The 21,852-nt window shown below is 63.8% G+C and carries 28 protein-coding genes; 17 read left to right on the top strand and 11 right to left on the bottom strand.

All coding sequences use genetic code 11. The annotated features are described in order from the left end of the window. Positions 1-66: 66 nt before the first annotated feature. The 4 genes from purH to htpX form a co-directional block, all read right to left on the bottom strand. Complete coding sequence (gene purH, locus LSG43_RS00215; RefSeq protein ID WP_231800283.1) at positions 67-1,659, bottom strand: bifunctional phosphoribosylaminoimidazolecarboxamide formyltransferase/IMP cyclohydrolase; 1,593 nt, start codon at positions 1,657-1,659, stop codon at positions 67-69. A gap of 111 nt (positions 1,660-1,770) precedes the next feature. Continuing rightward, positions 1,771-3,408 carry a heparinase II/III family protein gene (locus tag LSG43_RS00210; protein ID WP_231800282.1) on the bottom strand — a complete coding sequence of 546 codons (1,638 nt, stop codon included), beginning with the start codon at positions 3,406-3,408 and terminating at the stop codon, positions 1,771-1,773. A gap of 106 nt (positions 3,409-3,514) precedes the next feature. Then, on the bottom strand, positions 3,515-4,816 hold the full coding sequence (locus LSG43_RS00205) for an RsmB/NOP family class I SAM-dependent RNA methyltransferase (protein ID WP_231800281.1): 1,302 nt from the start codon (positions 4,814-4,816) through the stop codon (positions 3,515-3,517). Between the two features lie 142 nt (positions 4,817-4,958). After that, positions 4,959-5,933 carry a zinc metalloprotease HtpX gene (gene htpX / locus LSG43_RS00200; protein WP_231800280.1) on the bottom strand — a complete coding sequence of 325 codons (975 nt, stop codon included), beginning with the start codon at positions 5,931-5,933 and terminating at the stop codon, positions 4,959-4,961. 116 nt (positions 5,934-6,049) lie between these two features. Here htpX and LSG43_RS00195 point away from each other — a divergent pair, with 116 nt between their 5' ends. Together LSG43_RS00195 and LSG43_RS00190 are read left to right on the top strand one after the other, a co-directional pair. Continuing rightward, positions 6,050-6,241, top strand: coding sequence for a DUF1674 domain-containing protein (locus LSG43_RS00195; protein ID WP_231800279.1), 192 nt, complete (start codon positions 6,050-6,052; stop codon positions 6,239-6,241). 118 nt (positions 6,242-6,359) lie between these two features. Beyond that, entirely contained in the window at positions 6,360-6,647 is a 288-nt protein-coding gene (locus tag LSG43_RS00190) for a putative quinol monooxygenase (protein ID WP_231800278.1), read from the top strand. 4 nt (positions 6,648-6,651) lie between these two features. Here the strand turns inward: LSG43_RS00190 and deoD are convergent, their stop codons facing one another. Further along, positions 6,652-7,362 (bottom strand): purine-nucleoside phosphorylase, encoded by a 711-nt coding sequence (gene deoD / locus LSG43_RS00185; RefSeq protein ID WP_231800277.1) that lies wholly within the window; start codon positions 7,360-7,362, stop codon positions 6,652-6,654. A 216-nt stretch (positions 7,363-7,578) separates the two neighbouring features. Between deoD and leuD the strand changes: the two genes are divergently transcribed. Genes leuD through LSG43_RS00170 form a run of 3 tightly spaced genes read left to right on the top strand, consistent with a single transcriptional unit; the run spans position 7,579 to position 9,090 of the window. Beyond that, positions 7,579-8,184 (top strand): 3-isopropylmalate dehydratase small subunit, encoded by a 606-nt coding sequence (leuD, locus tag LSG43_RS00180; RefSeq protein ID WP_231800276.1) that lies wholly within the window; start codon positions 7,579-7,581, stop codon positions 8,182-8,184. 32 nt (positions 8,185-8,216) lie between these two features. Continuing rightward, a complete protein-coding gene (locus tag LSG43_RS00175; RefSeq protein WP_231800275.1) occupies positions 8,217-8,648 on the top strand; it encodes a GNAT family N-acetyltransferase in 432 nt (143 codons plus the stop codon). A 55-nt stretch (positions 8,649-8,703) separates the two neighbouring features. Next, positions 8,704-9,090, top strand: a complete 387-nt coding sequence (locus LSG43_RS00170) for a RidA family protein (protein WP_439651983.1) — start codon at positions 8,704-8,706, stop codon at positions 9,088-9,090. 143 nt (positions 9,091-9,233) lie between these two features. Here LSG43_RS00170 and LSG43_RS00165 read toward each other — a convergent pair whose 3' ends face one another. Next, entirely contained in the window at positions 9,234-10,193 is a 960-nt protein-coding gene (locus tag LSG43_RS00165) for a homocysteine S-methyltransferase family protein (RefSeq protein WP_231800274.1), read from the bottom strand. A gap of 242 nt (positions 10,194-10,435) precedes the next feature. Here LSG43_RS00165 and LSG43_RS00160 point away from each other — a divergent pair, with 242 nt between their 5' ends. Both LSG43_RS00160 and leuB read left to right on the top strand, forming a co-directional pair. Then, complete coding sequence (locus LSG43_RS00160; RefSeq protein ID WP_231800273.1) at positions 10,436-11,077, top strand: TetR/AcrR family transcriptional regulator; 642 nt, start codon at positions 10,436-10,438, stop codon at positions 11,075-11,077. Between the two features lie 100 nt (positions 11,078-11,177). Then, a complete protein-coding gene (gene leuB, locus LSG43_RS00155; protein ID WP_231800272.1) occupies positions 11,178-12,269 on the top strand; it encodes a 3-isopropylmalate dehydrogenase in 1,092 nt (363 codons plus the stop codon). A gap of 91 nt (positions 12,270-12,360) precedes the next feature. On the opposite strand, the gene LSG43_RS00150 is transcribed toward leuB, so the two are convergent. Further along, positions 12,361-12,849, bottom strand: a complete 489-nt coding sequence (locus tag LSG43_RS00150; RefSeq protein ID WP_231800271.1) for a YciE/YciF ferroxidase family protein — start codon at positions 12,847-12,849, stop codon at positions 12,361-12,363. Positions 12,850-13,034: 185 nt separating this feature from the next. Between LSG43_RS00150 and LSG43_RS00145 the strand changes: the two genes are divergently transcribed. The 5 genes from LSG43_RS00145 to LSG43_RS00125 all read left to right on the top strand — a co-directional run bounded on the left by LSG43_RS00145 (position 13,035) and on the right by LSG43_RS00125 (position 15,984). After that, positions 13,035-13,601: an acyloxyacyl hydrolase gene (locus LSG43_RS00145; RefSeq protein ID WP_231800270.1), complete on the top strand. Its 567-nt coding sequence runs from the start codon at positions 13,035-13,037 to the stop codon at positions 13,599-13,601. 113 nt (positions 13,602-13,714) lie between these two features. Beyond that, positions 13,715-14,302 carry a fasciclin domain-containing protein gene (locus LSG43_RS00140; protein WP_231800269.1) on the top strand — a complete coding sequence of 196 codons (588 nt, stop codon included), beginning with the start codon at positions 13,715-13,717 and terminating at the stop codon, positions 14,300-14,302. A 29-nt stretch (positions 14,303-14,331) separates the two neighbouring features. Further along, the gene (locus tag LSG43_RS00135; RefSeq protein WP_231800268.1) at positions 14,332-14,511 is read left to right on the top strand and encodes a hypothetical protein; all 180 of its coding nucleotides are present in this window, start codon (positions 14,332-14,334) and stop codon (positions 14,509-14,511) included. A 106-nt stretch (positions 14,512-14,617) separates the two neighbouring features. Next, positions 14,618-15,661: an aspartate-semialdehyde dehydrogenase gene (locus tag LSG43_RS00130; protein ID WP_231800267.1), complete on the top strand. Its 1,044-nt coding sequence runs from the start codon at positions 14,618-14,620 to the stop codon at positions 15,659-15,661. Continuing rightward, complete coding sequence (locus tag LSG43_RS00125; RefSeq protein ID WP_231800266.1) at positions 15,661-15,984, top strand: YciI family protein; 324 nt, start codon at positions 15,661-15,663, stop codon at positions 15,982-15,984. Before LSG43_RS00130 ends, LSG43_RS00125 begins: the two co-directional genes overlap by 1 nt. 12 nt (positions 15,985-15,996) lie before the next feature. Here LSG43_RS00125 and LSG43_RS00120 read toward each other — a convergent pair whose 3' ends face one another. Next, entirely contained in the window at positions 15,997-16,263 is a 267-nt protein-coding gene (locus LSG43_RS00120) for a hypothetical protein (protein WP_231800265.1), read from the bottom strand. Between the two features lie 173 nt (positions 16,264-16,436). On the opposite strand from LSG43_RS00120, the gene LSG43_RS00115 reads away from it, so the two are divergent. Together LSG43_RS00115 and LSG43_RS00110 are read left to right on the top strand one after the other, a co-directional pair. Then, positions 16,437-17,510 carry a LacI family DNA-binding transcriptional regulator gene (locus LSG43_RS00115; protein WP_231800264.1) on the top strand — a complete coding sequence of 358 codons (1,074 nt, stop codon included), beginning with the start codon at positions 16,437-16,439 and terminating at the stop codon, positions 17,508-17,510. A gap of 92 nt (positions 17,511-17,602) precedes the next feature. After that, positions 17,603-18,484: an EamA family transporter gene (locus tag LSG43_RS00110; RefSeq protein ID WP_231800263.1), complete on the top strand. Its 882-nt coding sequence runs from the start codon at positions 17,603-17,605 to the stop codon at positions 18,482-18,484. 124 nt (positions 18,485-18,608) lie between these two features. Here LSG43_RS00110 and LSG43_RS00105 read toward each other — a convergent pair whose 3' ends face one another. After that, entirely contained in the window at positions 18,609-19,250 is a 642-nt protein-coding gene (locus tag LSG43_RS00105; RefSeq protein WP_231800262.1) for a carbonic anhydrase, read from the bottom strand. 111 nt (positions 19,251-19,361) lie between these two features. On the opposite strand from LSG43_RS00105, the gene LSG43_RS00100 reads away from it, so the two are divergent. Further along, complete coding sequence (locus LSG43_RS00100) at positions 19,362-19,571, top strand: DUF1737 domain-containing protein (RefSeq protein ID WP_231800261.1); 210 nt, start codon at positions 19,362-19,364, stop codon at positions 19,569-19,571. Positions 19,572-19,678: 107 nt separating this feature from the next. On the opposite strand, the gene LSG43_RS00095 is transcribed toward LSG43_RS00100, so the two are convergent. Further along, a complete protein-coding gene (locus tag LSG43_RS00095) occupies positions 19,679-20,086 on the bottom strand; it encodes a VOC family protein (protein ID WP_231800260.1) in 408 nt (135 codons plus the stop codon). 82 nt (positions 20,087-20,168) lie between these two features. Between LSG43_RS00095 and LSG43_RS00090 the strand changes: the two genes are divergently transcribed. Continuing rightward, positions 20,169-20,621 carry a MarR family winged helix-turn-helix transcriptional regulator gene (locus LSG43_RS00090; RefSeq protein ID WP_231800259.1) on the top strand — a complete coding sequence of 151 codons (453 nt, stop codon included), beginning with the start codon at positions 20,169-20,171 and terminating at the stop codon, positions 20,619-20,621. Here LSG43_RS00090 and LSG43_RS00085 read toward each other — a convergent pair. Beyond that, complete coding sequence (locus LSG43_RS00085; protein ID WP_231800258.1) at positions 20,618-21,193, bottom strand: NUDIX domain-containing protein; 576 nt, start codon at positions 21,191-21,193, stop codon at positions 20,618-20,620. The two genes, LSG43_RS00090 and LSG43_RS00085, sit on opposite strands and share 4 nt — an antisense overlap. A 274-nt stretch (positions 21,194-21,467) precedes the next feature. Between LSG43_RS00085 and sdhC the strand changes: the two genes are divergently transcribed. Then, positions 21,468-21,851: a succinate dehydrogenase, cytochrome b556 subunit gene (gene sdhC, locus LSG43_RS00080; protein WP_231800257.1), complete on the top strand. Its 384-nt coding sequence runs from the start codon at positions 21,468-21,470 to the stop codon at positions 21,849-21,851. Position 21,852: the final 1 nt, after the last annotated feature.

Below are 21,852 nucleotides of genomic sequence, written 5' to 3'. Positions count from 1 at the left end.
AACCAGGCCGGTCGGACAAGAAAGGCGGCCCCGGGGCCGCCTTTTTCGTGCAAAGGGCGAACCCGGTCAGTGCCGGAAATGGCGCATGCCGGTGAAGACCATGGCGAGGCCGGCCTTGTTGGCCGCCGCGATCACTTCCTCGTCGCGGATCGAGCCGCCGGGCTGGATGACGGCAGTGGCCCCCGCTTCGATCAGGGCTTCGAGGCCGTCGGCGAAGGGGAAGAAGGCATCCGAGGCGACGACCGAGCCTTCGGTCAGGGCGCCCTTGAGCTTTGCCGCCTTTGCGGCGTCCTTGGATTTGCGGTGTGCGATGCGCGCGGAATCGACACGGCTCATCTGGCCCGCGCCAATACCGACGGTGGCGCCGTCCTTGACGTAGACGATGGCGTTCGACTTCACGTGCTTGGCGACTTTGGCCGCGATCAGGAGGTCGCGCATTTCCGCTTCGGTCGGCTGGCGCTCCGTGACGACCTTCAAGTCGCAATCCTCGGCGTTCTTGTTGTCGCGAGTCTGCACCAGAAGCCCGCCGGCCACCGATTTGACGGTCAGTCCGTCGGATTTGGGGTCGGGCAGGGCGTCGGTCAGAAGCAGGCGCAGGTTCTTTTTGGCCTCGATGATGGCGATCGCCTCGTCGGAGGCACCCGGGGCGATGATCACCTCGGTGAAGAGCTTGACGATCTCGGTGGCGATCTCTTCGGTGAGCGGGCGGTTGAGCGCCACGATGCCGCCGAAGGCGGAGACGGGATCACACAGGAGCGCGGCCTTGTAGGCTTCCACAAGGGTCTTGCCCTCACCGACGCCGCACGGATTGGCGTGCTTGATGATGGCCACCGCGGCGGATTTTTCCGGATCGAATTCGGCAACGAGCTCGAAGGCCGCGTCGGTGTCGTTGATGTTGTTGTACGAGAGCTGCTTGCCCTGGACCTGGGTGGCGGTGGCGACGCCGGGGCGGTCCGATCCGTCGGTGTAGAACGCCGCCCACTGGTGCGGGTTTTCGCCGTAGCGCATTTCCTGGCGGAGCTTGCCGGGGAAACTGCGCCAGGTGAGGTCCGGGGTTTCCAGCGTCCGGGCGAACCAGTTGGAAATCGCCGCGTCGTAGGCGGCGGTGCGCGAGTAGGCCTTGGCCGCGAGCTTCTGGCGCGCGGGGTAGGGCACCTCGCCCTTGTCCTTGAGTTCCTCGAGAACGAAGGCGTAGTCGTCGGGATCGACGATGACGGTGACGTCGCCGTGGTTCTTGGCCGCGGCGCGGATCATGGCGGGGCCGCCGATATCGATGTTTTCGATGACCGTGTCGTAATCGGCGCCCGATTTCACCGTCTGGGCGAACGGGTAGAGGTTCACCACAACCAGATCGATGGGGGAAATGTCGTGGATGCGCATGGCGCTTTTGTGCGCTTCGTTCGAGCGGATGCCCAGAAGGCCGCCGTGGACCTTGGGATGGAGCGTCTTGACGCGGCCGTCCATGATCTCGGGAAAGCCGGTGACCTCGGAGATGTCGATGACGGGCAGGCCGGCATCGGCCAGCGCCTTGCGCGTGCCGCCGGTCGAGACGATTTCGACGCCCATGCGGGAGAGGCTGGAGGCGAAATCGACAATGCCGGTCTTGTCGGAGACCGACAGCAGGGCCCGTTTGATCTTGAGGTTCGCGGTCTGCGCCATTCGTGTCACATCCTGGATAGCGGGTCTTTGGGGGAGGATGCCGCGCTCGCTAGCACGGAATGAGCGAAAGGGAAACCGGAAGACGACAAAGGACGGGGCGTATGCGCGCCGCTATTGCCGCGTGAAGACCCATGCGATTTCGGTATCGGGCCGCGCCGGGCCCGAAAGCACGATCTGACGGGTTTTGACGAGCCCGAAATGGGCCGAATGCCGGACACTTTCCTCGATATCGGCGCGGGCGCCCTCCCAAAGGAAGGCCCAGGTCGGGCCGGACTTGAAAACGAGCCGGATAAGATCCTCGCCATCGGCGCGATCGATAGCGACGTCGGGCGCGAGATGGAAGCGGATGATGGCGTCGCCCTGGCGGTGATGGCGCCGGGACGCAGCGAGCAGGCGGTCCTGCCCAACGAGCGTGTGCCCGCCGCCCAAAAGGGTCAGCGAGCGGACGATATCGAGGCCGTAGCGGTTGCGATACGCGCTGGAGCGCATCTCGATCGCGCAGTCCTCGGGCGAGACCGTCATCTGCGTCGTACCGCGGGGGCGCAGTATGGAGCCGCGCAGGCTGCCGCCGGAGAGCGATGCGTTCGAGAGATCGTCGATCGTCGGAGCGGAGTGCGCGGAGGTGTGGCGGAAGAGGTTGCGGCTTTCGGGCAGTTGGGCGGGTGCGGGTCCGCAATTGCCCACGATCAGCGCGCCGTGGCTCGAAAACTCGAAGCTCAGCCCGCCCGCATGGGCGCTCTGGGCAAACTGGGCCGGCGGCACGAGCCCGCTGTCGGCGACGAGTTTGCCGGAGCCGTCGACAAGAATGCCATAGCCGCCGCAGCTGCCCGTGCCGTTGCCGCGGGCGCCGGACTGCGCGGCGATGGAGAGGACCAGTTCGACCGGGGCCTGGCCGCAGCCATTCATATAGGCCGGCTCGCGGGTGCCGAGGACGAGCCGGTCGAGCGCGCGCTGCATGATTTCCACCCTTGCGCCGACGGCGGCGGAGAGGTCTTGCCGGCGCTGGCTTAAAAGCTGGCTGACGGGGATCAGTTCGGTCAGGATCTGGATCTGCGCGAAGGGGTTGCGCGACCGGTGCAAGCCGTCGGCGTCGAGCTGGGCGTTGAGTTCGGCCTCGAGCCGGGCGAGGAATCTTTCGGTGTCCGGATCGTCTTCGGACGCGCTCAATGCGGCGCCGGCCATGGCGATCTGGGCCATCAGGCGCGGGAGGGGATCGGGCTCGAGCGGCGCCCGCACGACGAGGGACTGGAGCTGGACGGCGAGGGCCCGGTTGATGGTGCGAATCTGGTCGGGATTGGCGCCCTCGGTCAGAAGCGCATAGTTCTTGAGCCAGTTGAGAACACGCCGGGCGGTGACAAAGAGCGACCAGGTCTCGCGGTCGAAACCGCCATACCGTCCGATCCAGTCCATGACGAGGGTGCGGGCAAACCGGCGCTGGCCTGGGTCGCGCAAATCCCGGAAATGGCGCAGCCAGCCGAAGCTGTGGAGATCGGCCAGCCAGTCCGCGGCGTCGGTTTCGATGGCAAATGGAGAGACGCCGTGCGTATCGATGAAACGCGCGCCCAAGAGGTATTTGCCTTCCATCATTTCGACGATGGTCTGGGCGTCGGCGGAGCGGAAATCGGTGAGGCGTCCGGTGAACGCGCGTGCGGGAGCGCCGGACCAGGTCCAGGCAAAAAGCGGGTTGGTGACAACCCGGTCCGCGACGGAGAGCGCCATCCGCCGCAGAGCAAAACGCAAAACTTCCAACACGCCCTCAGGCCCCATAGATACTCGCAACTTACGAACTTATCATCAATGGACCGTTAACCACACCCTAAAGCACCGCGACACTTAACAACCGGATCGCAAGGTGTCAGGCGGCGGTAAACCGGGCAATGAAGAAGCCGTCGAGGGTACCGCCGGCGGGGCCGGGGACGGCGAGGCCGGGATGGGTGCGGACGGTTCCGTCGGGGCGGATCGGGGAGGCCCAACCATCGAGTTCGGCTGGGGCGACGGGTGCGAGGGTGAGGCCGGAGTGGGTCTTGAGCGCCCAGGCTGCCTGGTCCTCGCCTTCCTCGGGCTCGAGCGAACACACGCAATAAATGAGCGTGCCGCCAGGGGCGAGCAGGGTGAGTGCGTGGGCGATCAGGTCGCGCTGAAGGGCGACGCGGCCGTTCACGCCTTGCTGATCACGGGAGAGGAGGACGTCGGGGTGGCGGCGGAAAGTGCCGGTGGCCGAGCACGGCGCGTCGAGGAGGATGGCGTCGAAAGTTTCGCCGGGGGCGTAGGTGAGGGCGTCGGCGACGACGATTTCGGCGCTGAGGTCGAGGCGGGCGAGGTTCTGCGCGAGGCGGTCCGTGCGAGCGGCGTCGATGTCGAGCGCGGTGACGGCGGCGCCGGCGGCGGCCAGTTGCGCCGTCTTGCCGCCGGGGGCGGCGCAGAGGTCGAGGACGCGCATGCCGGGCCTGGCGTCGATGAGGCGCGCGGGGATCGCGGCGGCGGCGTCCTGAACCCACCATTGGCCCTCGGCATAGCCTGGGAGATCCGCGACGGCGGCGTCGCGGGTTTCGACGCGGATCGTGGTGCCAAGGACAGGAGCCGCGCCGAGGGCTTCGAGAAGGGCCGGGCCGGCGGATTTGAGGGTAAGATCGAGCGGGGCCCCTTCGAGGAGGGCGTGTACGAAGGCTTCGAGCGCGGCTGCCCCATAGGCCTTTTGCCATCTGGCCTTGAGCCAGCCGGGCAGGAGCAGCGCGTCGGGCAGGGCGCCGAAGGTTTCGGCGTCGCGCTGAAGGGTGCGCAGGGCGCCGTTGACGAGCTTGTCGAAGCGGCCGGCGCGCTTGTCGGCGCGGGCGGATTCAACGGCGAGGTGAATGGCCGAATGGGCGGGGATGGCGTCGAGGTAGAGGAGCTGGGCAACGCCGATGCGCAAGACGGCTTCAAGGATACCGGCGCGGGCGGGGACGCCTTTTTTGAGCAGGGTTTCGAGGACCGCCGTGATCTGGCCGTGGCGGCGGAGCGCGGTGGTGGCGAGACGGTTGGCGAGGGCGCGGTCGCGGGGGTCCGGCAGGCGCTCGGCAGCGATAGGGGCGAAGGGCGCGCCGCGGAGGGTCGTGTTGAGGGCGAACGCGGCCTCAAGGCGGGGCTGGAGGCCGGGGGTGGATTTGACTTGGCTCAATACAAGGCCTTCGGGTTGCTGCGGCGCCGGAGAAGGCCGTGCCGTTTAACTGGTGCTGATCCGGCGCTCGCCGCAGGCTCGCGCGTTCGCGCCTCAAATCGCTCCACCGGAGCGATTTGACCGCGCTATGCGCGGTCGGCGCTCACCCCCACGGCCCTCTATGCTCGCCGGCATCGCGCGGACGGGTGCCGGGTGTGCGCCAGTTGGGGGTCGTGCGCGGGCGGTCGGGGTCGACATATACCTGCGCGCGCGGCGTTGCGCCACCACCGCCGCCGGAGATTTCACCCGCCATGGCCTCGAGCGCGGCGATGCGGTTGGCGGGGTTGGGGTGGGTCGCAAAGAGGTTGTCCATGCGCTGACCCGAAAGCGGGTTGGCGATGTACATGTGCGCCATGGCGGGCGCGCGCTCGGCGGCCATGTTGGGGGTGCGGCGGGCCATCGCCGTGATCTTGCCGAGCGCCGAGGCGAGGGCGAGCGGGTCGCGGCAGATCAGCGCTCCGTCCTTGTCGGCCTGGTATTCGCGGGTGCGCGAGACGGCCATCTGGACGAGCATGGCGGCGATGGGGGCGAGGATAACCATGGCGATGGTGCCGATGAAGCCGACGGGGGAATCATTGTTGCGGCCGCCGAAAAAGAGCCCGAACTGCGCCAGCATCGAGATCGCGCCGGCGAGGGTGGCGGTGATGGTCATGGTAAGGCTGTCGCGGTTCTTGATGTGCGCCAGCTCATGGGCGATGACGGCGCCGACCTCGTCCATCGAGAGGTTCTGGACGAGCCCGCGGGTGATCGCGACGACGCCCTTGTCGGGGCTGCGGCCGGTGGCGAAGGCGTTGGGCTGGGCCGAATCCATCAAATAGAGCCTGGGCATGGGGATGCCGGCGTTCTCGGCGAGCCTTGCGGTCAGATCGTAGAGCTGGGGGGCGGAGCGCGGGTCGAGCTCGCGGGCGCCCTGCATGGAGAGCACCATCTTGTCGGAGTTCCAATAGGCGAAGGCGTTCATGCCGAGCGCGACGACAAAAGCGATTCCCATGCCGCCGGTGCCGCCGACGAGATACCCCACGCCCATAAAGAGCGCGGTCATGCCGGCGATCAGAATGGTGGTGCGCATAAAGTTCATCATCTTCTCAACGCTCGCTATGGGGCTGTCAGGTTGCTATAGTTATGGGAATGCGTGAACCGCCACACAAGGTTCACCGACCTTAACTCTTTGTCATCATGAAGCCGAAGCGATCCATGAGCGATACCGCCACTCCCAAACGTCCCGACCGCGAAACCGCCCGCCGGGCGCTCGAAGAAGCCAGGGCGCGCAAGGCAGCGATCGACGCGAAAACCGAAGCGGCGCCGCGGGAGGTCGACGGGCGGGGCGGGCTCGATCCGGCCCGGTACGGAGACTGGGAAGTGAAGGGGATTTCGAGCGATTTTTGAGGCGGCGGCGGTTTTTTTCGCTGCCCGTGTCGCAATCGGGGCTGTTTCCTCGTCTTTCAAGCAGTGGCCGGCGTTTTCGCGCCGGCGCCAGCACATGCATGTTTGACGGAGAAGCCTTATGGTGATTGTCGCCGGATATCTTATCGTTCAGCCCGGTGAGCGGGATGACTATGTTGCCGCACATGCCGATCTCGTGCGGCGCGCGCGAACCTATCCGGGGTGCTTCGATCTTTCGATCAGCGCCGATCCGGTCCATCCGGGGCGGGTGAATATGTACGAGCTTTGGGAGTCCGAAGAGGAGCTCGAAGCCTGGCGGAAGATCGCCAACCCGCCCGAGACCGGATCCGCGTTCCTGGACGGGCAGGTACAAAAGCACACGATCAGCCGCTCGGGACCGCCGTTCTGAGTTGCTACACGCCCAGCGCCGCGGCCAGGCCGATCTCCACCATGTCGACGAGCGAGGTCTGGCGGGCGTCCGCGTCGATTTCCTCGCCGGTGATCAGGCAGTCGGTCATGGTGCAGACCGTCAGCGCCCTGGCGCCGTGGCGGGCGGCGAGGGTGTAGAGGCTTGCGGCTTCCATTTCGACACCCAGGACCCCGTGCGCCATGAGCCTCGCGTAGGCTTCGGCCCCCGAGGGGTGGTAGAAGATGTCGGACGAGAGGATGCCGCCGACATGGGCGGTCAGGCCTTTGGCCTCGGCGGCGTCGGCGGCGGCGCGCAGGAGGCCGAAATCGGCGGCCGGGGCGAAGTTGTAGGGGCCGAAGGCGTCCTTGACGATGGTGGAATCGGTCGATGCGGTCTGGGCGATGACGACGTCGCGGACCTTGACCCGGGTGTTGAGCCCGCCGCAGGTGCCCACGCGCACGAGGGTCTTGACGTCATAGACGTTCAAAAGCTCGTGGACGTAGATCGCGGTCGAGGGCTGGCCCATGCCGGTGGCCTGCACCGAGACGGGCTTGCCCTTGAAGGTGCCGGTGAAGCCCAGGCAGTTGCGGACGGTATTGACGCATTTTGCGTCCTCGAAAAAGGTCTCGGCGATCCATTTTGCGCGCAAGGGATCGCCGGGGAGGAGAACGGCCTCGGCATAGTCGCCGGGCCTGGCGTTGTTATGAGGCGTCATTTTTTTATCCGCTGGTCAAAAATTTCCGGCGAGATTAGCGGCGGTCGCGGAGGGAGGCAACCGCGGGGTGCCTGCCGGGCGCGATTGCATGCACTTTCGCCCGCTGGCCGCTTGGCATTCGGCGCGTGTTGGATTAGACAGCGCTGCAATACTTCAATCCGCGGCCCATCCGGCCCTTTTCCGGACATGCCGCTTGGGGAGCTTTGGCGAAAAAATATGGACAAGTTCACGACATTGACCGGTGTGGCGGCGCCGCTGCCGATCATCAATATCGACACCGACATGATCATCCCCAAGCAATACCTCAAGACGATCAAGCGTACGGGGCTCGGTTCGGCGCTCTTTTCGGAGATGCGGTATAATGAGGACGGGTCGGAGCGCGAGGATTTCGTGCTCAACAAGCCGGCTTACCGGGATGCCAAGATCATCGTCGCGGGCGACAATTTCGGCTGCGGGTCCTCACGCGAGCATGCGCCCTGGGCGCTGCTCGACTTCGGCATCAGGTGCGTCATCTCGACCAGCTTTGCGGATATTTTCTACAATAACTGCTTCAAGAACGGCATCCTGCCGATCGTCGTCACGCCCGAACAGCTCGAGATGCTGCTCGACGACGCGGAGCGCGGGTCCAATGCGACGCTGACGGTCGACCTGGAGGCGCAGACGATTTCCGGTCCCGATGGCGGGACGATCCACTTCGACATCGATCCGTCGCGCAAGCATACGCTGCTCGAAGGGCTCGATGACATCGCCATGACGCTCAAGGACGACAAGGCGATCGCAGGGTACGAAGAAAAAATGGCAGAGAGCCGGCCCTGGGTTTGAGCCTTTAATCACATCCCCCATGGGCGCCCGTCATGGACATCGTCTTCACCGACAGCCCGACGGCCGATGAGACCGAGGCCGTCTCCGCCAATATCGGCGCTCATGCGGAGATCGCATGGCCGGGTGCGGGCTACCGCTCCTTTGGCTTTCTGCTCAAGGATCCCCAGACCGGAGAGATCGAGGGCGGTCTGACCGGATATGCGCTCTACCAGTGGATGTTTGTCCAGTTCCTTTCGGTATCTGAAAAGATGCGTGGGAAAGGATATGGCGCAAAGCTGATGGAACGTGCGGAAGCCTGGGCCCGCCAGGAGGGACTGGACGGGATCTGGCTCGACACCTTTTCCTTTCAGGCGCCCGATTTCTACGAAAAGCTGGGCTTTGAGGTGTTTGGAACGATCGAGGACCATCCTGTCGGTGCGCGCCGGATTTTCATGAAGAAACGCCTGGTTCGGGAGACCGGCTAGCGGAACGGCCCGGGTGCGCGGCGTCGCCATTTTTTAACTGCGAGGGCTTTTAGCGATGTTGCGTATCTCAACCGGGTCGCCGTTCGAAAAGACCTTCGGCTATTCGCGCGCGGTGCGCGATGGCGACATGGTCTATGTCTCGGGAACGACCGGGTATGACTATGAAACCATGACGATGCCAGAACATGCGGGCGCGCAAGCGAAAAACGCGCTCGCGACGATCGCGAAGGCGCTCGAGGACGCGGGATCGTCCATCCGGGACGTGGTGCGCGTCACCTATTACGTGGCCGATACCGCGTTCGTCGACGACGTGGTTGCCGCGGTCGGACCGGTCTTCACCGACATCCGGCCGGCCGCCTCGATGATCGTTTGCGGGCTCATCAAACCCGAGATGAAGATCGAGATCGAGGTCACCGCGCGGATCGGCGCGCACCAGAGCTAGTGCAGTCGGCGCGAGGCGATCCCGATTTCGCCGTCCGGACGCCGTACCGGGTCGAAGAGCGCCGCGGGGGCGCGGCGGCGCATGCAGGCGGTCTTCTTTACGCGGGGTCCGCGCATGAGCGCGCGGACCCTTTGAGTGGTGCGTCAGGCCGCGGCGGTCTCGCGGGGGAAGCACTGGTGGCAGACGGCCGCGATGTGGCGGTGGTCGGTCCCGCAGCAGCCGCCCAGCACGCGGATGTTGGGCAGAAGCGGCAGCAGACGCTGGTAGCGCTGGGCGAGGTCGTTCCAGTCGCCGACGTCGAGAGTTTCGGACTCGTCGAGTTCGGCATGAGACTTCATCGAAGCGTTGACGCGCAGTCCGCCGATCCGGTCCACCCAATGACCCGCGTGCCGGATCGTCGCGGCAAAATGAACCGGATGCGCGCAGTTGATCATGTAGTAGGCCGGTGCGCCGTCGGTTGTGGCGTCCACTTCGGTGATCGCGCGGCCCAGAGGCTTGCCGCCGGGCAGGTTCCCGTCGCTTTCGAGCGTGAACGACACTACAATGGGCAAGCCAGCCGCCCTGGCGCGGTTGACGATGCCGATCGCCTCGGGAGTGTTGGTCAGCGTATAGGCTGTGGCGAGATCGGCACCGGCTTCGGCGAACGCATCGATCTGGGGGGCGTGATAGGCTTCCGCCTCGGCAACCGTCATCTGCCCGTCATATTGCCAGGCGTCACGTCGCGGACCAATCTGGCCGCTGACAAGGGTCCTGATGCCTTCGGCCTCGAATTCGCCCGCGATTTCGCGGCACAGTCGAACCGCTTTGATGTTTACCGCGCGGAGCTTTGCGGCATCGTAGTCGACGAGGGCGCCCCAATCAGGGTTGGCGCGCCAGGTGTTGGTATCGAACAGAAAACCCTGCCCGGCCTCCCTCGCGATGGGCAGGTAGCGCCGGTAGTATTGGCGGGTTCTCTCCCGGCCCTGCTCTGAATCGTTGAGCAGGAAGACATTGAAGTATGGCAACTCCTGACCTTCGTGAAAGATCATGAAGGTTTCAAAGCCGCCGTCGGTCACGAACATCTGACCCTGCAACTGTGGCAGGGCCATATCGATTTTGGACATCTTTTGTCTCCACAAATGCTTGCTTGCAGACGATTTCACCGGTATTTGCCGTCGCTGCGATGGGTCATGTTTTCGCGCGCCGCGGCGCCTAGTTCTAGAAAGCTCGTGGTGCGGGGACCGGATTTTCAATTTTTGATTTTTATTTCAAAGCGTTGTGGAGTGTGGCGTTGACCGTGCCGCCCTTTTCCCGATGCTGGACATGTCCAAAACCCTACCGTGGGTACAGTTGATGGAGCCCGGAAATGAGCAAGGGACGTGAAACGCGCGAGCGCATTCTCGCAATTGCTGAAGAATCAGTGCTCGCCAAAGGGTTCGGGGCGACCTCGATCGAGGAGATCATCTCAGAGGCCGGGCTGACAAAATCCGGGTTCTTTTATCATTTTCGCGACAAGAATGAGCTGGCCCGGGCCATGCTGGAGCGTTACGTCACCGCCAATGACAAGGTCTTCGCCGAGTTGTTCGGGCGCGGATGCGAGCTGTCGGACGATCCTCTGCAGGCCTTCCTGATCGGGCTCAAGCTGCTGGCCGAAACGCTGGCGGACCTGCCTAACGGGCATCCGGGGTGCCTCATCGCATCGGTGTGTTACCAGGAACGGTTGTTCGACCGGGAGGTGCGAGAGATCACGGCGCGCTCGGTCAATGCGTGGAATTTGTTTTTCCAGGTGCGTCTCGAAGAGATTGCCCAGTGTCATCCCCCTGCCGAGCCTGTCGATATCGCCCACCTTGCGCAGATGATGTCGTGCATCACCGATGGCGGGATCATCATGAGCAAGGTGCTGCGCGATCCGGGCATTCTGCCCCAGCAGGTTCTGCTGTTCCGGTCCTACGTCAAGCTTCTGTTCGCCGGCACACCGGCCGTCCGGCCGGCGCTGCTGGCGGGTTGAGGCCGATCCTTTCAAAGGCTGCCTGCCCCTCGGGTCTTGCCAAGCTGCCGCGCGCATACTAGCACCTGTGGCACTTTCAACTGGTTGGCAAGACAAGAACATGACGCAATCTCTCTTCCTCCTTCCCGGCGACGGCATCGGCACCGAGATCATGGCCGAAGTCGAAAAGCTCATTGCGCATCTGAACGCGAGCGGGAAGACCGATTTCGTCTATGAAACGGGGCTCGTGGGCGGCGCGGCCTATGACGCGCACGGGGTGGCGATTTCAGATGCGGACATGGACAAGGCGCTCGCTGCCGACGCCGTGATCTTCGGGGCCGTGGGCGGGCCCAAGTGGGACGACGTCCCCTACGAGCACCGGCCCGAGGCAGGTCTTTTGCGGTTGCGCAAGGATCTGGGGCTGTTTGCAAACCTGCGGCCGGCGATCTGCTATTCGGCGCTGGCGGAAGCATCCTCGCTCAAGCGCGAACTCGTCGAGGGGCTCGATATCCTAATCGTGCGCGAGTTGACCGGCGGGGTCTATTTCGGCGAGCCCAAGGAAATCACCGAACTTGGCAACGGGCAGAAGCGCGCCGTCGATACGCAGGTTTATGAGAGCTACGAGATCGACCGGATCGCGCGGGTGGCGTTCGATCTGGCGCGCACGCGCGGCAAGAAGGTGCATTCGGCCGACAAGAAGAACGTGATGAAGTCGGGTGTCCTTTGGGACGAGGTGGTCCGCGAGGCCGTCAAGGACTACCCGGATATCGAATTGCACCACATCCTCGCGGACAATGCCGCCATGCAGCTGGTGCGCAATCCCAAGCAGTTCGACGTGATGGTCACCGACAACCTCTTTGGCGACATTCTTTCGGACGCCGCGGCGATGCTGACGGGGTCGCTGGGCATGCTGCCCTCGGCGTCGCTCGGCGCGCCCGATCCGGAAACGGGCAAGCGCAAGGCGATGTACGAACCGGTGCACGGGTCGGCGCCCGATATTGCCGGGCAGGGGGTCGCCAATCCAATCGCGATGTTCGCCTCGTTCTCGATGGCGTTGCGGTACTCGTTCGAGATGATCGAGCTTGCCGTCGCGCTCGATACGGCGATCTCGGACGTGCTCGAAGATGGGCTGCGGACCGGCGACATCATGCAGACCGGGTGCCGGAAGGTGACGACCGCCGAGATGGCGGACGCGATCATCGCCAAGCTCTAGCGGCGCAATAAAGGCCGCAGGGCGGGGGGATCCCCTGCGGCCTTTCCCTCGATCGCCTTCCCGCCGGTGATTTCCGGGGGCGGCAATAGCGTCAGGCAGCCTTCAGGTTCAGGCTGTCCTTGGCGAGTTTGAGCAGCTTTTCGTCCGCCGACTTTTCCTCATCGAGGGTCTTGTGAAGGAGATCGGCGACGTCGTCATGGCCGAGCTCCTTGGCCCAAGTGGCGAGCGTGCCGTAGCGCGTGATCTCGTAATGCTCGGCTGCCTGGGCCGAGGAAATCAGCGCCGCATCGCGCGTTTCCGCGTCATCGATCTCGTCGAGCAGCTCATGGGCTTCCTTGGTGATGCCCTCGATGGCCGGACATTCCTCGGCTTCAGCCTTTTCGCCCAGGATCTCGAAGACCTGCTCGAGCCGGTCGACGTGTTCCCTGGTTTCCTCGAGGTGGGATTCGAAAGCGGATTTGAGGTCGGCCGAGCTGGACTTCTCGGCCATTTTGGGCAGCTCTTTTACGAGCAGGTTCTCGGCAAAGTAGATGTCCTTGAGGGTATGGATGAAAAGGTCGTTGAGAGATTTGAGTGCCATGATGGGACCTCCTGTTGTGTCTCGGCTAGACAATGGCAGTAAAGGCCGAGCGTTCCGGCGCTATCGTATGTAAATTTGTGTCACCGGCCCCGCCGGAGGGCGCCAAAGCCCATTGAACGTTGACAAGCGGACCGCGCTGCGTTCGAGTGCAGCGGCATCGAAACCCAAAAGGCTGCCCCGTTCCGATGAAGCATCTTGTTACCGCCCTTGTCCTTCTTGCCGGGGCAACACTGCCGCAGGCCGCATTCGCGCAGGAAGACGGGATGCTCGACGAAATCCGGGCGGGCGTCTTTTTCCATAGCGCCTACGACGGGTTCCTGCCGACGGGCGACAATTGGGACCTGTCGCGGCTCGAGGACGTCAAGGTCTCGGCGCTGTTCAACCTGCCCGCGCATCCGGTCGTCGAGTTCATCGGTTCGCCGCGGCTCGAAGTGGGGGGGACGCTCAATTTCGCGGGCTGGGAGAACCTCATCCACGCCAATCTCAACTGGCAGTTCGGGCTCTTTGACACGCCTCTCTATATCGAGCTGGGGTTCGGCGGCGCTCTGACGGACGCGGCGCTCGACGGCGCGCCGTCGCCGGGGCGCGATATGGGGTGCCCGCTCAATTTCTACGACACCGCCGGGATCGGCGCGCATGTCACTGAAAACGTCACGGTGACGCTGCGCTACGAGCATATTTCCAATCTCGATCTGTGCGAGAACAATGACGGGCTCTCCAATCTCGGGCTGATGGTCGGATTCACGTTTTAGCGCGGACGGCCGCTCAATCTTGAGGGGTCACGGGGGCGTGTTCGTCGGCCCTCTGTATTTTATCATTTTTTCTGATTAAACTGTTCCTTTACGGTCGTAAGGGGGAGTGCGTGATGACCGGGAGTCTGATTAAAACCATCGCCGTTCTTGGAATGCTTGCCGCGGGGGCCGGTCATGCGCCGATGGCCGCCAGCCAGGATGCGCTGGTCGAGGCCAGCCCGATCATCAGGATCGGCGGCGCCGAGATGCGGCCGGACCGCAATATCATCGAAAATCTCGTCAACTCGGACGATCATACCTTGTTCTTTGAAGGGCTGACGTCGACGGGGCTCGCGTCCACATTGCAAGGGCCGGGGCAGTTCACGGTGTTTGCACCGACCGACCTGGCCTTCCGCAAGTTGCCGCGGGGGCTCGTCGATGCGCTCTTTACGCCCGAGGAGAGCAGTGCGTTGAGGCGGATCCTGAGTGCGCATGTCGTTTTGGGCCGCTATAGCGCGGAAGAGCTTCTGGCGCTCGCGGAACGCAGCGGCGGGGGCGTTGCGCTGCAGACGCTGAGCGGGGATGTGCTGGGGTTCCAGGCCGTGGGCGGACTGCTCTATGTGGTCGACGAGCGCTTGCGACCGGGGCGGGCGACGATCCGCGACGTGCCCCAGTCCAACGGAATTCTGCATGTCGTCGATTCGGTGCTCGTGCCCCAGTAGCAGGGCGTTTCGCGCCCGGATGCAGGACGATGCAGTCACGCAAGGCGATTGACAGTTCGGCCAGAGTACGCCACTTACTGCCCCGTGCAGATTTTCCGGAGCGCGCGAAGATGGGTCGTCGGACCACCAGATCGCCAATGCCGCTCACCGGCGCCAAAACGCCGGTCACGATGCCGTTCGGCATGAAAACCACCACCAAAACCGCCTAAAGCGTCTCCCCGGGCCAAGCCTCCCGACGGGGAGGCGGCGAAATCACGCGGCCCTCGGACATAACGGTCCGAAGCGGGAGGTGGGGTCAAAAGGATCAGCAATACAATGGGTTACAAGGTTGCAGTCGTCGGTGCCACGGGCAATGTGGGCCGCGAGATGTTCGAAATCCTCGCAGAGCGGAATTTTCCGGTCTCCGAGATCGTGCCGCTGGCGTCCTCGCGCTCGGTCGGGCGCGAGGTCTCGTTCGGGGACAAGATTTTAAAGTGCAAGAACCTCGAGGATTACGACTTTACCGGGACCGATTTCGTGCTGATGAGCGCGGGCGGAGACATCTCGAAGACCTGGGCGCCCAAGATCGGCGCGACCGGCGCGGTGGTAATCGATAACTCCTCCGCCTGGCGCTATCACGAAGACGTGCCGCTTGTGGTTCCGGAGGTCAATCCGCAGGCGCTCGATGCGTATTTCGCCCGGAACGAACGCAAAAACATCATCGCCAATCCCAACTGCTCGACCGCGCAGCTCGTTCTGGCGCTGAAGCCGTTGCACGACCTGGCCAAGATCAAGCGCATCGTGGTTGCGACCTATCAGTCGGTGTCGGGCGCGGGCAAGGACGCGATGGACGAATTGTGGGATCAGACGAAGGGTATTTTTGTCAACGATACGCCGACGCCCAACAAGTTCCCCAAGCAGATCGCCTTCAACGTCATCCCCCATATCGATGTCTTTATGGAGGACGGGTACACCAAGGAAGAGTGGAAGGTGCTCGCCGAGACCAAGAAGATGCTCGACCCCAAGATCAAGGTGACCTGCACGGCGGTGCGCGTGCCGGTGTTCGTGTCGCACGCCGAGGCGGTCAATATCGAATTCGAAAACGCCATCACGCCCGACGAGGCGCGCGACGCGCTGCGCGACGCGCCGGGGATCATGGTCGTCGACAAGCGCGAGCCGGGTGGCTACATCACCCCGGTCGAGGCCAAGGGCGACGACAACACCTTCGTTTCGCGCATCCGCGAGGACGTGACGGTGGAGAACGGGCTTGCGATGTGGGTGGTTTCGGACAACCTCAGGAAGGGCGCGGCGCTCAACACCATCCAGATCGCCGAAGCGATCGTCGAACGCGGGCTCATTTCTCCCAGGGCCGGCGCCTGATGCGCTGGGTGGCGCTTTTCGAGGACAAGAAAGAGGGCGCGGCGGATATCCGCGCCCGGTTCACCGAGGCGCACCAGGCCTATCTGCGGGCCAACAGCGACAAGATCGTCCTGGCCGGGGCCATGCGGCCCCAGCCGGACGGCGTGCCCGTGGGCGGGCTCTGGGTATTCGAGGCCGAAACCAAGGAAGAGGTCGAGGCGATCATCCGCCAGGATCCGTTCCAGCGCGAGGGGCTGAGGAGCGTCACCCGGATTTATGCCTGGGGCACCGCGCCGGGGTTCGAGGCGCGGGCCGAAGCGTTTTCCGCGCTCGCTGCGCGCTAGCATTTCGCGCGCTCAGCGGATGCGGAGGCGGCCCGGGTGGCGTTCGTCCCAGCTTGTGGGAACGGCGTCGTAAACCTCCTCGGGATCAAGACCCATATCGCGAATGAGACGCGGATCACGGCGCGATATTCTCACAAGGGCCCAACGTTCGCGGCGCTTGCGGATGGCGTGCCTCAGCGCCGTCAGGGCGAGCACGAGGGGGTTCGGGATCAGCGGTTGGGGCTGTGTATCCGCGGTAAAGTCGCGGGTCTTGTGCCCGATCTTTTCCAGTGCCGACATTTCGGTTCTCCTTCGGTCATCGGCTTGATGTTTGAATCGTTTCAAATTGTGGATACACGCGTGATTGAAACGATTCAAAAATGCCGACTTGCACGATCGGTGTCAAGCAAAAATTGAATCGCTTCAATCGAGGCGCTATATTACCCGGCAGGCGCAATTGAAAGCAGGTGACGATGGCTACGGCCACATTCGGCAAGACGGTGAGGCTCGCGGACGTCGCGGCCAAGGCGGGGGTTTCCCAAGGCACGGTTTCGAACGTCTTCAACCGGCCCGATCTCGTGCGCGAGGAGGTGCGCGAACGGGTGCGGGAGGTCGCCAGGGCGATGGGGTATATCGGTCCCGATCCTAGGGGGCGGCTATTGCGCGCGGGCAAGGTCCACGCCATCGGCGTGGCGACGATGGAGCCACTAAGCTATTTTTTCGCCGATCCGTTCGCTCGCGTGCTGATGACGGGAATAACCGAGGCGAGCCAGGCGCGCGGGGCGGGCGTCTCGCTGGTTTCGGCGGAAGACCCCAAGGAACTGGCCTGGAACCTCAGAAGCGCGCTCGTCGACGGGTTCATCCTGTTCTGCATCGACGGCGCGCCGGATTTGCTCGAGCTTTCGCGCGAGCGGCAATTGCCGTTCGTGGCGCTATCGCTTTCGCTCGACGACGATATTTCAGCGGTGGGGATCGACAACGCCGAGGGGGCTGCGCAGGCAGCCCGGCATCTGGCCGATCTCGGGCACCGCGATTTCGCCGTTCTGGCCATGGCGTTGGCCGATGGCGAGGGTCCGGTGACCCGGGAGCAGATCGCGGCCACGGTCTACACCTCGACCCGGGATCGCTTAGGGGGATATTTCGATGCGCTTGCGCCCTACGGCATCGACACCGCGCGTATCCCGGTCTTTGAAACGCAGGTTGATCCCGGGACGGTGCATCGTACGCTCGAGGCGATCTTTTCGGCGCCCAGGCCGCCAACGGCGCTTCTTGCGCAATCGGACTGGATCGCGCTTACTGCCATCGAATGGCTCAAATCGCGCGGCATCCGCGTGCCCGAGGACGTCTCGATCGTCGGGTTCGACGGCGTGCCCGAGGCCGCTACGTCCAGTCCGCCGCTCACGACAATCGCCCAGCCGATCGCCGATATCGGGCGGACGGCGGCGAGGATCATCATCGAGGACGATGGCGCGGTTCATCGCAAGGCCCTTGCCACCGAACTGGTCGTGAGGGGGAGCACGGCGCCGCCGAAGCGCCTCGCCGACTAAGTGGGGCTGCGACAGTCGCGCCCCTTGTATTTTTGCTCCCAATGATGCGCAGATGCGTCCTCCGAGCACCCCTGCCCAAGAAAAAAAAGCCCATGCCGCCGCGCGATATCCTCATGGCCCTTGTCGTCGTCACGATCTGGGGCGTTAATTTCACCGTTATCAAGCTCAGCGTTGCAGAGATTCCACCGATCCTCGTGGCGGCGCTGCGGTTCTTTTTTGCCGCGGTGCCGATGATCTTCTTCGTGTCCCGGCCCAGGGCGCGGTGGCGGCTCGTTGTCGGGTACGGCCTTTTTATGGGCACGGCGCTCTATTCGCTGCTCAACATAGCGCTTTACCTGGGGATGCCGGCGTCGCTCGCGTCGCTGGTTTTGCAGGTGCAGGCAATGTTCACCATTGGACTGGCCTTCTTCTTTCTGGGCGAGACCCCGCGCCGGCTGCAGATCGCGGGCGCCGCGGTGGCATTCGCGGGCATCGGCGTGATCGCGGCCGGGCATGGGGTCGGGGCCGAAGCCCTGCCGTTGGCGATCCTCCTGCTCGCTGCGTTCGCCTGGGCATGCGCCAATACGATCTCCAAGAAGGCCGGGGCGATCCCGATGATCCCGTTTACGGTCTGGGGCAATTTCTTTGCGTCGATCCCGCTCCTTGGCCTGTCGCTCGTCTTCGAGGGAGCGCCCGCAATGATCGATGCCCTTGCCGCGCCGTCCTGGACGAGTGTGGGGCTCGTCGCCTTTCTCGCCTATCCGGCGACGCTGTTCGGGTTCGCGATGTGGAGCGGCCTGCTCTCGCGCCACTCGGCGGCGACGGTGGCGCCGTTCACGCTGCTGGTGCCGGTGACCGGCATCGCGTCGGGGGTATTGATCCTTGGCGAGCCGATCCATGCGGCCGATGTCGCAGGCGGGGCGCTGATCATGACGGGGCTGGTGCTCACCGTGTTCAGGATCAAGACGCGGCAGGCGACTGCGCCCGCCGCGTAACCATCCCGGCGGGGAGGCGCTGGAGCATCTCCTGTTTCGACGGATTCAAAACAGGAGATTTCAGGTGTTTGATTTTTCGGGTTTCCGAACGGAACAAGCGGTGCCCACTTGTTCTGGAAACACTCTAAAGCTGGGGCCGCGCGAAATCGCCGCTTTCGCCGTTCATCACCCACAATTCGCCCGTGGAAATGTCGAACCACGCGCCGTGGAGCGAAACCGTGCCCTCCTCGACGCGGGATTTGATGAAGGGGAACTGCAGAAGATTGCCGAGCGAATTGCGGATCGAGATGCGCTCGAGGGCGGTTTGCCGCTCGGCATCGGTCATGAGGTCCGACGCGCCGACCTTTTCGGCAGCGGGTTTGACCATTTCGAGCCATTTGCCGATGAAGTCACCTTCGGGCGCTTGGCCCGCGGCGGTCGCGAGCGCGCCGTTGATGCCGCCGCACCGGCCGTGGCCCATGACGACGATGTGGGCGACGTTGAGATGGATAACGGCAAATTCGATCGCCGCCGACGTGCCGTGATAGGTCGCATCCGGGCCGAAGGGCGGGACGAGGTTGGCAACGTTCCGCACCACGAAGAGTTCGCCGGGGCCGCAGTCGAAGATGGTTTCGGGCGCGGCGCGGCTGTCGCAGCAGGCAATCACGAGGGTGGTGGGCTTTTGGCCCTTTTCGGCCAGTTCGCGATAGCGTCCGCTCTCGGTCGCGTAGCGCCCGGACATGAAGTTTCTGTAGCCATCGAGCAAAAACTTTGGAAAGCCCTGCATCCGCTCACCTATTCCGTTACTACCGCCCCTGCAAGTAGCCCTTGAGGGGGACGAAGCGCAAGGGCTAACCTCGCTTTTGCGATTCCCCTTCGTGTTCAGGAGTTCTCCAAAATGGTGATTTACCGGTTCTTGAGCGGCGACGACGATTCGGCGTTCTGTCACAAGGTGACCAAGGCGCTGTCGGAAGGCTGGCTGCTTTATGGCGAGCCGCACTACGTCTTCGACGCGGTGGCCGGGAAAATGCGGTGCGGGCAGGCTGTGACCAAGGAGGTTTCCGACCAGGTCTACGATCCGGACAAGAAACTTACCGAATACGAATAGAGATTACGGCCCGGCGTTTCGAGCTGCGCCGCAATGTCCGCGGGGCATCGGGTTGATCGGGCGGGTGAAATTCGCTGTGCCGCGATGCGCGCTCATCTCGTCCTTCTTTATCCGGGCGTCGTGATGACGACCGACTCGGCGCTGCGATCGGCAGGGCCGTGATAGACCGCTTCGAGATTGTTGCCGTCGGGGTCGAAGATATAGGCGGCATAATAGCCCGGGTGATAGGGGCGCTCGCCGGGGGCGCCGTTGTCGGTGCCGCCATTGGCGAGGCCGGCAGCATGAAAGCGGGCGACGGTGGCTTCGTCGGGGGCCTGAAAGGCAAGGTGGCAGCGGCTTGTGTCGTTCGTTGCCTTGTCGATGAAGAGTTCGTCGGCCACAAAGAACGCGTCGGTTTCGAAGGTGATGTCGCGGCCAACGGCGTTGAGCACCGCGCGGTAGAACGCGCGGCTTTTTTCGAGATCGGAGACGCGCAAATGCAAGTGGTCGATAAGGCGGCCTCGGTGAAACTCCATGGAACAGCCCTCCCTGCGGCTTTACCCGTTTCAAATATATAGCTATGCTAACAATTAGCATGGCTAATGAAAAGAGGGATTGGTGGCGGACCTCCACAAGACGCGGGCGCTGCAATTGCTGCACCGGATCGTTCTGCCGCTGGACCGTGCGTTGCAGGCGGCGGACCGGCAGACCGGTTGCAGCGCGGCGCAGCTCCAGGCGCTTTCGGTAATCCACTATCTCAAAGCCGATACCATCGGGCGGCTGGCGGCCCATGAGAGGATCAGCGTGCCAACGGCCTCGCGGCTCGTCGAGGGGCTGGTGCAGCGGGGGCTGGCGCGGCGGGTCGAAGGCCGGGACCGGCGCACGAGCGTGCTCGCGGTGACCGAGCAGGGGCTCGCGGCGGTCGAGGCGGCGTGCGCTGCGCGCGAGGCAGTTCTCATGGACCTCTTTGAGGGGCTCGGCGAGGAGGAATGGCGTGGGCTGAGGGCAACCGCCGGAGCGCTGGCGCGAGAACTGGGGGTGGGACCCGAGGCTGCGCGTGCGGACGACTAGAGCAGCCCCTCGAGCGCGGCATACTGGATGAGCGCGACGGTCTTGGCGTCGACAATAATGCCATTACGCGTCATGGCGAGCGCGTCGGCGAAGGGGATTGTGACCACCTCGATGTCCTCGCCTTCGTGGCGGAGCCCGCCACCGTCGGAGACGCGGCAGGTTGCGTCATAGCTGCCGAGGAAGCAGTGGACCTTCTCGGTCAGGGAGCCCGGGCTGGCATAGAGATCGAAAGCGTGGCCAAGCGTTTTGGGGGCGATGCCGGTTTCCTCGATCGCTTCCTTTCTGGCGCACGCTTCGGGCGTATCGCCATCGAGCAGGCCGGCGCAGACTTCGAGCAGATGGGGATCGGCGTCGCCATTGACGTAGGCGCCCATGCGAAACTGGCGCACCAGCGTCAATTCCCGCGCCTCGGCATCGACCAGCAGAACCGCCGCGGCGTGGCCGTGATCGTAGACCTCGCGCGTGAGGTTCTGCTCTGTGCCGTCAGCGTGCCGATAGCCGATCTCGTATTCCGTGAGCGTACCCCAACCGGCGTGGCGGATTTTTTTCGCGCTTTTCCTGATGGCGTCCATCAATTGCGGCCTCACTTTACGTTGTAGGTAAACCTGGCTGACATTTTCTCACATTTGCCGCGACTTAGCGCTGTCTGTCCAGCGTCAGTAGGAAATATGACTATAACAATCAATATTTTAGCGACGGAAAAATGACGCGTTTTCAGACCAAAGACCTATCGCGCGCCCTTTGACGAATGGGGAAAGCAGGGCTAGAAGTTGGCGCAACAATCACGCGCCGGCCAACCGGCGTACCATCCCTCCCCGGCCAATCGAGGGCAAGTCGAGGACACGCATGGCTTCTTCGTTCAGACCGACCTCCCCGCATCTTTCCGTCTGGCGTTTTACGCTGACGATGACGCTCTCGATCCTCCACCGCATTCTGGGGATCGGGCTTTATATCGGGACACTGCTCTTCATCCTCTGGCTGGGCGCCGCGGCGCTGGGGCAGGACCAGCTCGCGGCGGTCAACGGGTTCTTCGGGCACTGGCTCATCCAGATCGGGCTGTTCCTCTATACCTGGACGCTGTTTCAGCACATGGCCGGAGGCATCAAGCATTTCGTCTGGGACACCGGGTCCGCGTTCGATCCGGCGTCGCGCGAGATGATCTCGGTGGCGACCCTCGTCTTTTCCGCGCTGGCCACGCTGGTGTGCTGGGCGCTCTTTGTCTGGTTCTAGG

It is taken from the genome of Pelagibacterium xiamenense (assembly GCF_021166475.1).
Classification (GTDB): domain Bacteria; phylum Pseudomonadota; class Alphaproteobacteria; order Rhizobiales; family Devosiaceae; genus Pelagibacterium; species Pelagibacterium xiamenense.
Note: the sequence above shows the minus strand (reverse complement) of the source record. Positions and strands in the feature narration are given on the sequence as shown.

What these genes read in the sequence shown, in the direction of transcription:
- purH (WP_231800283.1), bottom strand. Translation starts at nt 1,659, where the DNA reads ATGGCGCAGACCGCGAACCTCAAGATCAAACGGGCCCTGCTGTCGGTC.
- htpX (WP_231800280.1), bottom strand. Translation starts at nt 5,933, where the DNA reads ATGAACTTTATGCGCACCACCATTCTGATCGCCGGCATGACCGCGCTC.
- LSG43_RS00195 (WP_231800279.1), top strand. Translation starts at nt 6,050, where the DNA reads ATGAGCGATACCGCCACTCCCAAACGTCCCGACCGCGAAACCGCCCGC.
- LSG43_RS00190 (WP_231800278.1), top strand. Translation starts at nt 6,360, where the DNA reads ATGGTGATTGTCGCCGGATATCTTATCGTTCAGCCCGGTGAGCGGGAT.
- deoD (WP_231800277.1), bottom strand. Translation starts at nt 7,362, where the DNA reads ATGACGCCTCATAACAACGCCAGGCCCGGCGACTATGCCGAGGCCGTT.
- leuD (WP_231800276.1), top strand. Translation starts at nt 7,579, where the DNA reads ATGGACAAGTTCACGACATTGACCGGTGTGGCGGCGCCGCTGCCGATC.
- LSG43_RS00175 (WP_231800275.1), top strand. Translation starts at nt 8,217, where the DNA reads ATGGACATCGTCTTCACCGACAGCCCGACGGCCGATGAGACCGAGGCC.
- LSG43_RS00170 (WP_439651983.1), top strand. Translation starts at nt 8,704, where the DNA reads ATGTTGCGTATCTCAACCGGGTCGCCGTTCGAAAAGACCTTCGGCTAT.
- LSG43_RS00165 (WP_231800274.1), bottom strand. Translation starts at nt 10,193, where the DNA reads ATGTCCAAAATCGATATGGCCCTGCCACAGTTGCAGGGTCAGATGTTC.
- LSG43_RS00160 (WP_231800273.1), top strand. Translation starts at nt 10,436, where the DNA reads ATGAGCAAGGGACGTGAAACGCGCGAGCGCATTCTCGCAATTGCTGAA.
- leuB (WP_231800272.1), top strand. Translation starts at nt 11,178, where the DNA reads ATGACGCAATCTCTCTTCCTCCTTCCCGGCGACGGCATCGGCACCGAG.
- LSG43_RS00150 (WP_231800271.1), bottom strand. Translation starts at nt 12,849, where the DNA reads ATGGCACTCAAATCTCTCAACGACCTTTTCATCCATACCCTCAAGGAC.
- LSG43_RS00145 (WP_231800270.1), top strand. Translation starts at nt 13,035, where the DNA reads ATGAAGCATCTTGTTACCGCCCTTGTCCTTCTTGCCGGGGCAACACTG.
- LSG43_RS00140 (WP_231800269.1), top strand. Translation starts at nt 13,715, where the DNA reads ATGACCGGGAGTCTGATTAAAACCATCGCCGTTCTTGGAATGCTTGCC.
- LSG43_RS00135 (WP_231800268.1), top strand. Translation starts at nt 14,332, where the DNA reads ATGCAGTCACGCAAGGCGATTGACAGTTCGGCCAGAGTACGCCACTTA.
- LSG43_RS00130 (WP_231800267.1), top strand. Translation starts at nt 14,618, where the DNA reads ATGGGTTACAAGGTTGCAGTCGTCGGTGCCACGGGCAATGTGGGCCGC.
- LSG43_RS00125 (WP_231800266.1), top strand. Translation starts at nt 15,661, where the DNA reads ATGCGCTGGGTGGCGCTTTTCGAGGACAAGAAAGAGGGCGCGGCGGAT.
- LSG43_RS00120 (WP_231800265.1), bottom strand. Translation starts at nt 16,263, where the DNA reads ATGTCGGCACTGGAAAAGATCGGGCACAAGACCCGCGACTTTACCGCG.
- LSG43_RS00115 (WP_231800264.1), top strand. Translation starts at nt 16,437, where the DNA reads ATGGCTACGGCCACATTCGGCAAGACGGTGAGGCTCGCGGACGTCGCG.
- LSG43_RS00110 (WP_231800263.1), top strand. Translation starts at nt 17,603, where the DNA reads ATGCCGCCGCGCGATATCCTCATGGCCCTTGTCGTCGTCACGATCTGG.
- LSG43_RS00105 (WP_231800262.1), bottom strand. Translation starts at nt 19,250, where the DNA reads ATGCAGGGCTTTCCAAAGTTTTTGCTCGATGGCTACAGAAACTTCATG.
- LSG43_RS00100 (WP_231800261.1), top strand. Translation starts at nt 19,362, where the DNA reads ATGGTGATTTACCGGTTCTTGAGCGGCGACGACGATTCGGCGTTCTGT.
- LSG43_RS00095 (WP_231800260.1), bottom strand. Translation starts at nt 20,086, where the DNA reads ATGGAGTTTCACCGAGGCCGCCTTATCGACCACTTGCATTTGCGCGTC.
- LSG43_RS00085 (WP_231800258.1), bottom strand. Translation starts at nt 21,193, where the DNA reads ATGGACGCCATCAGGAAAAGCGCGAAAAAAATCCGCCACGCCGGTTGG.
- sdhC (WP_231800257.1), top strand. Translation starts at nt 21,468, where the DNA reads ATGGCTTCTTCGTTCAGACCGACCTCCCCGCATCTTTCCGTCTGGCGT.